The 12889-nt window shown below is 67.3% G+C and carries 11 protein-coding genes; 3 read left to right on the forward strand and 8 right to left on the reverse strand.

The window, feature by feature from the left end:
- Positions 1–42 precede the first annotated feature (42 nt).
- Positions 43–936 (forward strand): cobalamin biosynthesis protein CbiG, encoded by an 894-nt coding sequence (locus tag P7B02_RS16220; RefSeq protein WP_277787390.1) that lies wholly within the window; start codon positions 43–45, stop codon positions 934–936.
- A gap of 3 nt (positions 937–939) precedes the next feature.
- On the opposite strand, the gene P7B02_RS16225 is transcribed toward P7B02_RS16220, so the two are convergent.
- From P7B02_RS16225 to P7B02_RS16235, 3 genes are all read right to left on the reverse strand, one after another.
- Positions 940–2280, reverse strand: a complete 1341-nt coding sequence (locus P7B02_RS16225) for an MATE family efflux transporter (protein WP_347276660.1) — start codon at positions 2278–2280, stop codon at positions 940–942.
- A 122-nt stretch (positions 2281–2402) separates the two neighbouring features.
- A complete protein-coding gene (locus tag P7B02_RS16230; protein WP_277787391.1) occupies positions 2403–2891 on the reverse strand; it encodes a hypothetical protein in 489 nt (162 codons plus the stop codon).
- 14 nt (positions 2892–2905) lie between these two features.
- A complete protein-coding gene (locus P7B02_RS16235; protein WP_277787392.1) occupies positions 2906–3712 on the reverse strand; it encodes a DUF4198 domain-containing protein in 807 nt (268 codons plus the stop codon).
- 229 nt (positions 3713–3941) lie between these two features.
- Between P7B02_RS16235 and P7B02_RS16240 the strand changes: the two genes are divergently transcribed.
- Positions 3942–5933, forward strand: coding sequence for a TonB-dependent receptor domain-containing protein (locus P7B02_RS16240; protein WP_277787393.1), 1992 nt, complete (start codon positions 3942–3944; stop codon positions 5931–5933).
- Positions 5934–5937: 4 nt separating this feature from the next.
- A complete protein-coding gene (locus P7B02_RS16245; protein ID WP_277787394.1) occupies positions 5938–6699 on the forward strand; it encodes an energy transducer TonB in 762 nt (253 codons plus the stop codon).
- A 6-nt stretch (positions 6700–6705) separates the two neighbouring features.
- Here the strand turns inward: P7B02_RS16245 and P7B02_RS16250 are convergent, their stop codons facing one another.
- The 5 genes from P7B02_RS16250 to glmU all read right to left on the reverse strand — a co-directional run bounded on the left by P7B02_RS16250 (position 6706) and on the right by glmU (position 12886).
- Positions 6706–8085, reverse strand: a complete 1380-nt coding sequence (locus P7B02_RS16250) for a class II 3-deoxy-7-phosphoheptulonate synthase (RefSeq protein ID WP_277787395.1) — start codon at positions 8083–8085, stop codon at positions 6706–6708.
- Positions 8086–8200: 115 nt separating this feature from the next.
- Positions 8201–9403 carry an O-antigen ligase family protein gene (locus P7B02_RS16255; RefSeq protein WP_277787396.1) on the reverse strand — a complete coding sequence of 401 codons (1203 nt, stop codon included), beginning with the start codon at positions 9401–9403 and terminating at the stop codon, positions 8201–8203.
- A complete protein-coding gene (gene gor / locus P7B02_RS16260) occupies positions 9400–10785 on the reverse strand; it encodes a glutathione-disulfide reductase (protein WP_277787397.1) in 1386 nt (461 codons plus the stop codon). The genes P7B02_RS16255 and gor overlap by 4 nt, the downstream gene beginning before the upstream one ends.
- 44 nt (positions 10786–10829) lie before the next feature.
- Positions 10830–11516, reverse strand: a complete 687-nt coding sequence (rpiA, locus tag P7B02_RS16265) for a ribose-5-phosphate isomerase RpiA (RefSeq protein ID WP_277787398.1) — start codon at positions 11514–11516, stop codon at positions 10830–10832.
- On the reverse strand, positions 11513–12886 hold the full coding sequence (glmU, locus tag P7B02_RS16270) for a bifunctional UDP-N-acetylglucosamine diphosphorylase/glucosamine-1-phosphate N-acetyltransferase GlmU (protein ID WP_277787399.1): 1374 nt from the start codon (positions 12884–12886) through the stop codon (positions 11513–11515). Before glmU ends, rpiA begins: the two co-directional genes overlap by 4 nt.
- Positions 12887–12889 lie beyond the last annotated feature (3 nt).

Consider the following 12889-nt stretch of genomic DNA (forward strand, 5'->3'; position numbering starts at 1 on the left):
GTTCGGAGATAGAACCGCGCCTTGCCTTCCGGAGTGTCTGTCTTGTCCCGCCTGTTCAACGCCTATGTGATCGTCGACTGGAGCGCCTCGGCCAAGCCGAAGACGGGCAAGGACTCCATCTGGATCGGCGTTCTGAAACGCGACGTGCGCTTCCGCCTGACGTTCGAGGCCCACAATCCCTCCACCCGCGCCGAGGCCATGACGGTCCTGGCCGACGTGCTGGCCGACCTGCGCCGCCGCAGCGAGCGGGTTCTGATCGGCTTCGACTTCCCGCTGGGTTATCCCGCCGGCACGGCCAAGATGCTCGACCTGAACCCGGCCGACTGGCGCGGCCAGTGGGCGTTCATGACCAAAAACGTCGTCGACAAGCCGAACAACACCAACAACCGCTTCGCCGTCGCCGCGAAGATGAACCGCCTGATGACCGACGAGGCCCAGCCCTTCTGGGGTTGCCCGGTCAACGACGCCCAACGCTGGCTGACCACCACCAAGCCGACCGCTCGCCGCGACGACGTGCCGGCCGAGCTGCGCCACGCCGACAAGGCGGCCAAGGGCGCCAAGAGCATCTGGCAAATCTTCGGCAACGGCACCGTGGGCAGCCAGGCCATTGTCGGCATTCCTCACGTCGCCGAACTGAAGAAGGTTCTGGGCGACAAGGCCAAGGTCTGGCCGTTCGAGACCGGCTGGCGCGCGCTTACCCCCGCCGACTTGGACGGGCTGGAGGCGGTCGTCGCCGAAATCTACCCCGCCCTGGCTGAGGTGAAGCCCGAAGGTGACGAGATCATCGACCGCGCCCAGGTCCGCGCCGTGTGCGAGCAGTTCGCCCGCTTGGACGAAGCCGGCAAGCTGGGCGCCGCTTTCGGTCCGCAGAGCGCCGTCTCGACCGACGTGCTGGACGCCGTCGAGCAGGAAGAAGGCTGGATCCTGGGGGTCTGACGCCTAAAAGCTGTCGCGCCGGGTCAGCATTTCGAAACGAGTGCAGAGGAACACCGCCGCCGCCAGGCTGGCGGCGATGACGCCCCAGACGATGCCGTTCAGGCCCATGCCCAAAGGCACGGCCAGGAACCACGCCAGGGGCGTCATGATCACGGCATAACTGATGACGTGGGTGATGGTCGGCACCAGCACGTCGCCGCGCGCCCGCAGGGCTTGAGCCGCCACCACCTGAACCGCATCGGCGGTGAAGAAGAGACAGGCCAGAACGATGGCGGGAGCAGTCAACGCCAGCAGCGCCCTATCCGTCGTATAGGCGCTGGCGATCAGCGTCGCCGTGGGCCAGACGATGACCGAGATCAGGGTCCCCGCCAGCAGGGCCACGCCGCCGCCGAGCAGGCCGGCGCGCTCCACCGCCGCCCTGTCGCGCGCGCCATAAGCGGTGCCGACCAGCACGCCGGTCGCCGTGGCAAGGCCGAGCGGCACCATGAAGATCAAGGCGGCTACGTTCAGCACGACCGCCCAGGCGGCGACGGCCAGGCCGCCGACCAGGCCGGCGACGACGCTCATGGCCGCGAAGGCCCCGGACTCCACGAGGTACGAAGCGCCCGCGCCGTAGCCGACCTTGCGCTGCTCCGCCGCCGAGGCAGGGTCGCGCGGCGCACGCTGGAAGACGCCCAGCGCCCTCGCCTCCTTCATGCCGAAGACGCAGATCAGCATGGCGACCATCAGGAACACGCGGGAGCCGAAGGTGGCCCAGGCCGACCCCACCGCCCCCATGGCGGGAATGCCGAGCACGCCCGGCACCAGCAGCAGGTTCAGGATCAGGTTCAGGCCGTTCGCGATCCACATGATGGCGAGACCCGGCCCCGGCCGCGATAGGGCTTCCATGTAGTAGGTGGCCGCCACCGAGATCAGATAAGGCGTCAACGACAGGGCGAAAACCAGCAACGCCTGGCTGGCCCCGTCCGCCAGACCGGCCTCCAGCTTCAGGGCATGGAGCATCGGGGGGCCGCCAAGGATCAGGCCGACCGTAGCGATGACCCCGACCCAGAAGGCGTAGACGATCCCGCGCCGCAGAATGGGGCCTGTCTCGGCGCGACGGCCTTCGCCGAGGCGGCGGGCGGTCATGACCTGAACCCCGGCCAACAGACCGACGCCCGTGGTGACGATGGCGGCGGTGGGCGCCCAGCCCAGGGCGTGGAAAGCGAGTTGTTCGGCGGAATGATGGCCGACGACGATGGCGTCGGTCAGGCCCATGACCATGATGCCCAGGCGCGCCAGGATCACCGGGCCGGCGAGCCGCAGCAAGGCCGACAGATCGGCGCGCATCAGGGTGTTGAGCATGGATCGCCCCGCAGAGAAGGGGGCGGAAAGTGGCCGAGGCTCATGGCCTTGGCAAGGGCGTCCAGGGAGCTGCGGCCGCCCGGTCCGAAGACACGAGGCGGCCGCCTCCCCTCAGGAGGAAGTCAGTTGGCGGCAGGCTTTGTCGTGGCCTCGGCCTTTTCGACAACAGCGTCGGCGTTGGTGATCTTGCCGTTCTTGTCCTTGTCCTGCTGGGCGAAGGCGCGGGCGCCGGAGGCGTCGTATTCGGCCTTCGTCATCTTGGCGTCCTTGTCCTTGTCGAGGGCGCCGAAGCGGACGTGCGTCTGGCGCACCTCACGCTGGCGGATGGCCAGCTTGTCCTCGGCAGGCGCATCGGACTTGGCCAGCTTGGCGTCCAGGCGGACTTCATACTCGGCCAGATATTCGGCTTCCGAGACCCAGCCGTCGCCGTTGGTGTCTGTCGCCTTGAAGCGCGCCGTACGACCGGCGTCGAACTCGGCCTGGGTGACTTCGCCGTCGTGGTTGGCGTCGTAGTCGTGGATGAAGGCGTTGCGCTCGTGCGGGGCGGCGAAGGCAGGAGCGGCGATCACCGTCAGCAGGGCGGCCGAGAGAATCGTCTTGCGGATGGTCATGTCGGTCTCCAGCCCTATTGGGCGGCTTCGAAGCTGAGGGTGTGGGTGTAGGAGCGGTACGGCGTCTCGGCGCCGGCCGGAGACGCCGTGCGGTGGCGCACGATGGTCATGTAGAGCCCGGCGTCGGGAGCGGTCAGGCTGAACGTACCGTCGGCGGCGGTCTTGGCTTCGCCAGCGACCTTCTTGCCGTCGAACACACCGGCGGCGCGATAGAGGCGGATCAGGGCCCCGGCCAGCGGCTTGCCGTCGAACAGCAGCTGGAACTTGGCGGCCTGCCCCGCGCCGATGTCGCTGGGATGGGTCACGGGCTTCAGCTCCAGACCCACGCCCTTGGCCTCCAGGGCCGCGGTCGTCGGCTTGCCCTTGGTGACATACGATTCGGCGGTGGTGATGCTGGCCACGTCGACGAGCTGGGCGCCGGCGGGCGCGCCTTCGGCTTCCTCGCCCACCATCAGCCAGTCGCCTTTGGCGTCCTTGTACATCTTGCCCTTGCGGCCCTGACGGGGGCCGGTCGAGAAGCGGTAGGTCCCTTCGGCGGGCGTGGCGGCTTCGAGCACGGCCAGGTCGCGCAGATAGGTCGGCGTCGCGATGGGCGTCTCGGCGCCCGCGGGGTCCTTGGCGAAGAAGAAGTCAGACTTCAGAACCACCTCGGCGATGAAGGGATCTTCGGTGAAGGCCGACTGCAGCGTCACGTGGTTGGCCCGGCCACCCAGGGTGAAGACGCCCGGCAGCAGGTACGGCATGTGCGCGGACGCGACACCCGCCGCCGCCAGCACAACCGCGGCCGCGCCGGCCGACAGGGTGGATTTCAGAAGTCTCATGCTCGCCCCGAACAAAGTGTCGCCGACGACGGTGCCGGCACAGCTCCGATAGTGCAGTTGCGAGTCACTTGCAATTGAATCATTAGTCAGGCAGAGAAGCGTCGCCGTCGGGGCCAAGACGCGCAGACACACAGAAGTCGCTAATGCGACTCATCCGCATCTCTTGGGGATCATAATGAAGCTTCTTTCGCAGCGGTCCAGGACCGCTCTCCTCGCTGGCGCATCCGTCATGCTGCTGACGACCGCCGCCCACGCTCAAGACGATTCGACCGCCAAGCTGTCGCTGGGCCGCGTCATCGTCTCGGCCGGCGCCGAAAAGGTCGCCATCGACACGCCGCAGGCTGTGACCTCGCTGGACCAGGACGATATCGACGACACCCAGGCCACCACCATCGGCGACATGCTGGAAGGCATCCCGGGCGTCAGCGTCCAGGGCGGTGTCAGCGCGCTGGGCCAGGGCTTCAACATACGCGGCCTGGGCACCGGCCTGGCCGATTCCGACAGCCGCATCCTGATGCAGGTCGACGGCGTCACGAAGTTCTTCGAGCAGTACCGCATGGGCGGCTTCTTCTCGGAGCCGGAACTGTACAAGCGCGTCGAGGTCCTGCGCGGCCCCGCCTCCTCCACCCTGTACGGCGCGGGCGCGCTGGCCGGCGTGGTCAACTTCACCACCAAGGACGCGTCGGACTTCCTGAAGGGCGATGACCAGTTCGGCGTCCGCGTACGCGGCGGCTATGAGACCAATGCCAACGCCCGCTTCGGTTCGGTGATCTTCGCCGCCAAGCCGGTGGAGAACCTGGACCTGCTGGCCATGTACACGGCCCGCAAGAGCGACCACTACGAGAACGGCGCCGGCGTCGAGGTCAATCCGTCGAACGTGGACTCCAGCTCCTACCTTCTGAAGGGCCGCTACTATATCAACGGCAAGAGGGGTCACAACATCTGGGCCAGCTACCAGAACTGGCTGAGCGACAGCACCCAGATCTATGACCAAGCCGAAGCCTTCGGCACCACGCCGGTCCGCCGCAAGGTCGACGACGACACCGCCGTCATCGGCTACGAAAACGACTTCAACGGCTCCAACCTGTTCAACCTGTCGGCGCAGGGCTCCTACGCCATGTCGAAGGTCGAGCAGCGCGAAACCACCTTCCTGCCTGGCGTGGTCTATTCGGAGTTCTCTTACGAGACCCTGCAGGGCCGTATCGAGAACCAGTCCAAGTTCACCCTGAGCCCCGACTGGAGCGCGTTCCTGTTCGTCGGCGCGCAAGGCTACAAGCAGGAGCGCCGCAACCCGCGCGTCACCACCAGCGGCTCCACCACGCCGGGGGCCGCGACGCACCCGGAAGGCAACATGGAGAAGTACGGTCTGTACGCTCAGGCGGAATTCGTCTGGTCGGACAAGCTGACCATCATCCCGGGCGTCCGCGTCGACTGGACCAAGCTTGAGCCCGGCGCCGGCGTCACCACCCGCACGGTGGTGAAGGATGACGCGGTCTCCCCGAAGATCGCCGCCCTCTACAGCTTCAACGACAACTTCTCGGTGTTCGGCTCGATTGCTCACACGGTGCGCATGCCCGTGCTGGACGAAATCTACAGCCGCACCAACGCCACGGCGACGAACTTCGCCCTGAACCTGGAGCCGGAAGAATCCGACAACTACGAGCTCGGCTTCACCCTGTCCTTCGACGGCGTAGCCCTGCCGGGCGACGCGGTTCGTCTGAAGACCACGGCCTTCCGCAACGACGTGTCGAACCTGATCACCCGCGGCACGGCGACTTCGGCCTACTTCATCAACCTGGGTGAGAGCCGCTTCGAAGGCGTCGAGATCGAGGCCGAATACGCCTCGCGCGGCGTGTTCGCCCGTGCGGGTCTGGCGTTCATCGAGGGTGAGGACCGCATCCGCAAGGTGCCGCTCAACACCATCCCGGCGGACGAGCTGAACCTGACGGTCGGCTACCACTGGGCCCAGAAGGGCGTCACCGCCGGCTGGCGTGGCGAGTTCGCCTCCGACCAGAGCGAGGTCTCCATCGCCTCGGAGCGGACCGCCGGCTACAGCATCCACAACCTGTTCCTGAGCTGGAAACCCCGCGGCGGCCTGCTCGAAGGCCTGGATGTCCGCGCCGCCGTCGACAACCTCGGCGACAAGAAGTTCCGCCGCCACCTGGCGTCCCTGGACGCCGAAGGCCGGACCTTCAAGCTGACGGTCGGCAAGACCTTCTAAGCTGATGAGGTCTGCTTCCCGCATCCGCTGGATCGCCTGGACGGGCGCGGCCGGGGCCCATGGCCTCGTCGCTCTCTCCATGCTGGTGGGCCTTCAGCCCACCACCCGGATGATGCAGGAGCCGATCATGATGTCCGCGGAGCTGGCGGAAGTGCGGGGCGGCGAAGTCGTCTCCCGCGCGCCGTCGGCTCCGTCCCCTGCTCCGGCCGTCGAGTCGGCTTCCGCGCCCGCGGAGCCTGAGACGAAGGCCGAACCGTTGAAACCGCCGCCGCCGCCCGAGGTTGTCCCCCTTTCCTCGGCGATCCGGGACTCATCCCCCCGGACGGAAGCAGCGTCGGCGGCTTCGCAACCCACCCGGCAGGCCGTCGCTGACGTAGCGCCGCCGAGTTCCGGCCCGATCGCGTCGACGCCCGTCGCCGCGCCGGCCCGCCGGGTGGGAAATGCGACCGGCATGGACGTGGACGCGCCGCATGGCGCCGGCAAGGACTACGCCTCGCGCCTGCGCACCTGGCTGGAGTCGCACAAGACCTATCCCCGCAAGGCGCGCATGCGCCGCGAGGAAGGCATCGTCGAAATTCGCTTTGTGGTGGATCGCACCGGACACGTGCTGGACGGCGACGTGATCCGCAGCTCCGGCCATCAGATGCTGGACGCGGAAGTCATCGCCATGCTGGCGCGGGCCGATCCGTTTCCGCCCGCCCCGCGTCATCTGCGAGGCGAGCGGATCGAGATTTCAGCCCCGGTCGAGTTCTTCCTCAACCGGTAGCGGGACTTAGCCCGCCTTGCGCAGGCCGCCGTCACGGGCGGCCTTCAGCTTTTCAGCCATCAGGAACGCCAGCTCCAGCGCCTGCTCGCCGTTCAGGCGCGGGTCGCAGTGCGTGTGGTAGCGGTCGGCCAAGTCCCCTTCCGACAGGGCGCGGGCCCCGCCGAGGCATTCGGTGACGTTCTGGCCGGTCATCTCCAGGTGGACGCCGCCGGGGTGGACGCCCTCGGCCTCGGCCACTTCGACAAAGCCGCGGACCTCGGCCAGGATCCGGTCGAAGGGCCGGGTCTTGTAGCCGTTGGCGGCCTTCAGCGTGTTGCCGTGCATCGGGTCGGTGGACCAGACCACGGTGCGGCCGGCGCGCTTGGTGGCTTCCATCAGTCGCGGCAGGCGGTCGTGGATCTTGTCGGCGCCGAAGCGGCCGATCAGGGTCAGGCGGCCCGGCTCGTCAGCGGGGTTCAGGGCGTCGATCAGGCGCAGCAGGTCGTCCGGCTCCATGGTCGGGCCGCACTTCACGCCGATCGGGTTCTTCACGCCGCGCATGAACTCGATGTGCGCCCCGTCCAGCTGACGGGTGCGCTCGCCGATCCAAAGCATGTGGGCGCTGGTGTCGTACCAGTCGCCCGAGGTGGAATCGACGCGAGTCATGGCTTCCTCGAAGCCCAGCAGCAAGGCTTCGTGGCTGGTGAAGAAATCCACCTGATGCAGGCCCGGATAGGTCTCCGGCGTCACGCCGATGGCCGCCATGAAGGCCAGAGACTCGCTGATCTTCTCGGACAGCTCGCGGTATCGCGCGCCCTGCGGGCTGCCGTCCACGAAGCCGAGGGTCCAGCGGTGGATGTTGTAGAGGTCCGCGTAGCCGCCGGTGGCGAAGGCGCGCAGCAAGTTCAGGGTCGAAGCGGACTGGGCATAGGCCTTCAGCAGGCGGTCCGGGTCAGGGATGCGCTCTTCCGGGTTGAAGCCCATGCCGTTGATGTTGTCGCCCCGGTAGGACGGCAGGGTCACGCCGTCGATCGTTTCGATCGGCTCGGAGCGCGGCTTGGCGAACTGGCCGGCGATACGGCCGACCTTCACCACCGGCTTGCCGCCAGCGAAGGTCATCACAACCGCCATCTGAAGGATCAGACGGAAGGTGTCGCGGATGTTGTCCGCGTGGAATTCCTTGAAGCTCTCGGCGCAGTCGCCGCCCTGAAGTAGGAAGGCGCGGCCTTGGGCCACATCGCCCAGCAGGCTCTTCAGACGACGGGCCTCGCCCGCAAAGACGAGCGGCGGCATCTGACGAAGCGTGCCCTCAACCCGTTCCACAGCAGCCGCATCCGGGTAATCCGTCGGCACGTGCTTGGCGGGTTTGGCTCTCCAGGACTGCGGGGTCCAGCGTTGGGTCGTCATGGCAGCTACTCAGGAACAGAAGAAAGGCGAGGCTTCTACCCTAAACCAAACCGCAAAGCAAAAAACGTGCGCAAAATGTCTCGTTACATCGGAAACTAAGGAAAAATTTTACCCACTACCCGCGTGATCGGTGGAGCAAGATGCACGAACATGCCCCCAGCGCTCCCAGCCCAAGCCACCATTCCTGCCAGACGCCGAAACTGATCGCCCCGATGGTCAGGTAGGCGATAAGGGCTCCGAAACCCGCGGCCGCTTCGACACGGTTCTCCTCCGCCCGATTGGCGAGGCTGAAGGCGGTACAGCAGAAGAACACTGCGCCCAGGGCCGCGCCGATCGCGCCCAACTCCAGCCACAGCTGCAAGGCGGCGTTGTGTGGATGCAGGGGTATGGCGGGATCGAAGGTGCGGCTGGCGTCGAAACCCCAGCCCAGAGCCGGCTTCTCCAGCACCTTGGCGGCGCTGAACGCCCAGATATCCAGGCGTGCGTCCCACGACTGGCCCACCACGCGATGCAGCCAGGCGAAGAGGCCGCCACGGGCGGCTTCAAGCGTCAAAATCGGCGTCAGCACGAAATAGAGGGCGATGGGAGGAATGAAGGCCAGACCGGCGATGCGGCCGCCGTAACGGACGGCGGCGAAGGCCGCTCCACCCAGAACCAGCGCCAGAATCGGAGCATCCGCCCCCAGCAAGCCAGAAGCGCCGATCAGCAGCAGCCCCGCGCCCGGCGCGGCCAACTTCCAGCCGCTGCGCCAAGCGGCGACGGCCGCCGGCCAGAACAGCACGGCCAGCACGTAATTCCCTTGGGCGATGTTGCGGCGGGCCAGATCCGGTCGGATGGGCTCGCCGATCGCCTGCTTCACCGCCTGATACAGCGTCGCGCCCAACAGGGCGTCCACGAACAGGATCAGCGCCAAAGCCCCTGCCCCGCCCGCCAGAACCGCCTGGGCCCGCCGCGCCGACCGGGCCGCCAGTTGGGCGAAAGCGAGGACGGCCGAGCCGTAGAGCGCCAACTGCAGCGGCAGCTTCAACGCGTTCTCGAGCGCCGCCTTGGGCTTGAGGTCGATGTACGGGCTCCAATCAAGGGAGATCAGAGCCCAGATGGCCAACAGCACCAACGGCGCCAGGGGCAGGATTGAACCCCACCGCCGGCGAAGCAGCGGCAGAGCCATCACCCCTGCGATCCCCATGAGCGGCGCAAAGGCCAGGGGCGCGAGGTAGCCGAGGATCGGCGTCAGGACGAGGACGAAACCGGCGGTGAACCCCAGCCAGGTTTCGCCGCGCGTGGGACGGGGGGCGGCTTCTACAGAGGCGTCGGTCAAGCGGCGCCCAGCTCCGGCGGGATGTACTTCTCGCGCAGGGTCACCAGCTCTTCAGCCGCTGTCGGGTGGACGGCGCAGGTGGAATCCCACTGGGCCTTGGTCGCGCCCATCTTCACCGCGATCGCGGCGAGCTGGATCATCTCCGGCGCGTCGGGGCCGACGATATGGACGCCGACCACCTTCTGGGTCTCGGCCTCGACGACCAGCTTCATCAAGCAACGCTCCTCGCCCCCGCCGAAGGCGTACTTCATCGGGCGGAAGACGGTGCGATAGATGTCGACCTTGCCGAATTTGCGGCGGGCGTCAGCTTCGCTCAGGCCGACCGAGCCGATCGGCGGCTGCGAGAACACGGCGCTGGCGACGTTGTCATGATCGAAGGTGGTCGGATTGTCGTAGAATTCGGTCTGGGCGAAGCCCGCGCCCTCGCGGATCGCGACGGGGGTCAGGTTGATGCGGTCGGTGACGTCGCCGACGGCCCAGATGTCCTTCGCCGTGGTGCGCGATTGGTCATCGACCTTCACCGCGCCCTTCTCATCCAGTTCCACGCCGACGGTGTCGAGGCCCAGGCCGTCCACGTGCGGCTTGCGGCCGGTGGCGTAGAGGATCTGGTCGCTCTCGCAGAGGATGCCGTTGCCCAGGTGCGCGACGAGGCCGCCTTCGGTCTTCTCGATCTTGGTGGGCGAGCAGCCGAGGATCACGCGGATGCCGCGCTTCTCCAGTTCTCCGGCCAGGTGGGCGCGGATGTCGTCGTCGAAGCCGCGCAGAATGTTGGCGCCGCGATAGACCAGGGTCACTTCGGAGCCGAGGCCCGCGAAGATGCCGGCGAACTCCACGGCGATGTAGCCGCCGCCGACGATGACGATGCGCTTGGGCAGGGCGTCCAGATGGAACGCCTCGTCGGAGGTGATGACGTGCTCGATGCCCGGCAGATCTTCCGGCACCGAGGGGCGGCCGCCGACTGCGACCAGAATCTTCTTGGCCGTCACCGTGCGGGCGTCATTGCCCGTGATCTCGATGGTGTTGGGACCCTTGATGGTCGCGCGGCCGTGCAGGATCTCGACCCCGGCGTTATGCAGGTTGCGCACATAGATGCCGGACAGACGGGCGATCTCGACGTCCTTGGCCTCGATGAAGGTCTTCCAGTCGAACTTCGCCTCGCTCTTCGACCAGCCGTAGCTCTCGGCGACCTTGAAGTGGTGGGCGAACTCCGAAGCGTAGACCATGAACTTCTTGGGCACGCAGCCGCGGATCACGCAGGTGCCGCCGACCCGATACTCCTCCGCCACGGCCACCTTGGCGCCGCTCATGGCCGCGAGACGCGAGGCCCGGACGCCGCCCGAACCGGCGCCGATGACGAAGAGATCGTAGTCGTAATCAGCCATGGATGGCTCCTGATGCAGTCACGCTTGAACGCACAGATAGGGTCTCAGGGTTGCAGGCGCACTATGCCGTCGTCAGTTCCCAGGAGGGCTTCCTCGGCCAGGTCCAGGAACAGTCCGTGTTCGACCACCCCCGTAACGCTCTTGAGGGACGCCGCCAGGGCCGATGGGTCCTCGATACGGCCGCAGGCCACATCGTAGATCAGATTGCCGCCGTCGGTCTTCACCGGCGCGCCGTCCTTCACCCGCAGACGCGGCGGCATGCCGATCTCGCACTCCGACAGGGCGTCGCAGATGCGGCGGCTGGTGGAGATGTGGCCAAAGGCGATTACTTCGATCGGCAGGGCGAACTTGCCCAGGGTCTCGACCTTCTTGGCGGCGTCGGCGATGACCACGCAACGCTTGGAAGCCTCCCAGACCAGCTTCTCACGCAGCAGAGCTGCGCCGCCGCCCTTGATCAAGGAGAGGCCGGGGCCGATCTCGTCGGCGCCGTCCACGGTCAGGTCGATCTCGGAAACATCGTTCAGGTCCAGCAGCGGGATGCCCAGTTCGGTCGCCAGTGCGGCGGTGGCCTCGGAGGTCGGGACTCCCTTGATCCCCGTCAGCTTGCGGGCGGCCAGAGCCTTCACGAACCAGGCGGCGGTGGAGCCCGTGCCCAGGCCGACGATCATGCCGCTCTGAACAAGTTCGGCGGCGGCTTCGCCGGAGATGCGCTTCTGGTCGTCGGCGCTCACTTCTGCGCCCCCTTCTTTGCGGCCTTCAGGGCGCGGAACTTCGTGGCCCAGCCGGGCTTGATGGCCTGCTCGGCGCGGGCCAGGGCCAGGGCTCCCGCTTCGACGTTCTTGGTGATGACCGAGCCCGAGGCGGTCATGGCGTTCTCGCCCACCGTCACCGGAGCCACCAGCGCGCTGTTGGAGCCGATGAAGGCGCCAGGGCCCACGTGGGTCTCGAACTTCTCGAAGCCGTCGTAATTGCAGAAGATCGTGCCGGCGCCGATGTTGGCCTTCGGGCCCACCGTACCGTCGCCGAGATAGGACAGGTGGTTGGCCTTGGCCCCCTCGCCCATCTTGACCTTCTTCACCTCGACGAAGTTGCCGACCTTGGCCTCGCGGCCGATGTCCGCCCCGGGGCGCAGGCGGGCGTAGGGGCCGATCTCCGCGCCCTCATGGACCACTGCGCCCTCCAGATGGCTGAAGGCCCGAATCTGAGCGCCGGAGGCCACACTTACGCCAGGACCGAAGACCACGTTCGGCTCGACGGTCACGCCAGCCGCCAGTTCGGTGTCCCAGGACAGGAACACCGTTTCCGGCGCGGTCATGGAGACGCCGCCATCCATGGCGGCGATGCGGCGGCGGCGTTGGAAGACCGCCTCGGCGGCCGCAAGCTCCGCCTGGGAGTTCACACCCATCACCGCCTCTTCCGAAGCGAAAGCGACCCGAGCCTTGAGGCCCGCGTCATGGGCCAGACCCACGATGTCGGTGAGGTAGTACTCGCCCTTGGCGTTGTCGTTGGTGACCTTGGACAGCAGGTCGAACAGAACCTTGGCGTCCGCTGCCAGGACCCCGGAATTGCAGTGCTTTACCGCCAGCACCGTCTCGTCCGCCTCTTTGGCCTCGACAATGCGCAGCAGGATCTGATGCGGCGCGATGATCAGGCGCCCATAGGCGCCCGGTTCAGCGGCGTCGAAGCCGAGCACCGCCACGTCGGTGTCGCCGGCCCGCAGATCGAACAGCGGCGCGATCGTCTGGGCGCTCAGCATGGGGCAGTCGGCATAGGTGACCACCACATCGCCATCGAAGCCCTCCAGGGCCTTCCTGGCGGCCAGGACGGCGTGGCCCGTGCCCAGGGGCGGATCCTGAATGGCCACGGACGCCTCGCCTAGCCGCTTGGCCACATGCGCGCCGACCTGAGGGCTGTGGGTCCCAGCCACCACAACGATGCGCTCGCAGCCCAGGCTCTCGGCCGCGTCGATGGCGTGGTCCAGCATGGTGCGGCCGCCGATCCGATGCAGCACCTTGGGCGTCGGCGATTTCATGCGCGTCCCCTGGCCGGCGGCCAGGATGACGGCGGCGCGGGGACGCCCATTGGCGGCGGCGGTGCTCATGGC

Origin of the sequence: Caulobacter segnis, from assembly GCF_029543125.1 — a bacterium.
Lineage (GTDB): Bacteria > Pseudomonadota > Alphaproteobacteria > Caulobacterales > Caulobacteraceae > Caulobacter > Caulobacter segnis_D.

Excerpts from the sequence above, each read along its gene's own strand:
- P7B02_RS16235 (WP_277787392.1), bottom strand. The coding sequence starts at position 3,712 with ATGAGACTTCTGAAATCCACCCTGTCGGCCGGCGCGGCCGCGGTTGTG.
- P7B02_RS16240 (WP_277787393.1), top strand. The coding sequence starts at position 3,942 with ATGCTGCTGACGACCGCCGCCCACGCTCAAGACGATTCGACCGCCAAG.
- P7B02_RS16230 (WP_277787391.1), bottom strand. The coding sequence starts at position 2,891 with ATGACCATCCGCAAGACGATTCTCTCGGCCGCCCTGCTGACGGTGATC.
- gor (WP_277787397.1), bottom strand. The coding sequence starts at position 10,785 with ATGGCTGATTACGACTACGATCTCTTCGTCATCGGCGCCGGTTCGGGC.
- P7B02_RS16250 (WP_277787395.1), bottom strand. The coding sequence starts at position 8,085 with ATGACGACCCAACGCTGGACCCCGCAGTCCTGGAGAGCCAAACCCGCC.
- glmU (WP_277787399.1), bottom strand. The coding sequence starts at position 12,886 with ATGAGCACCGCCGCCGCCAATGGGCGTCCCCGCGCCGCCGTCATCCTG.
- P7B02_RS16245 (WP_277787394.1), top strand. The coding sequence starts at position 5,938 with ATGAGGTCTGCTTCCCGCATCCGCTGGATCGCCTGGACGGGCGCGGCC.
- P7B02_RS16225 (WP_347276660.1), bottom strand. The coding sequence starts at position 2,280 with ATGCTCAACACCCTGATGCGCGCCGATCTGTCGGCCTTGCTGCGGCTC.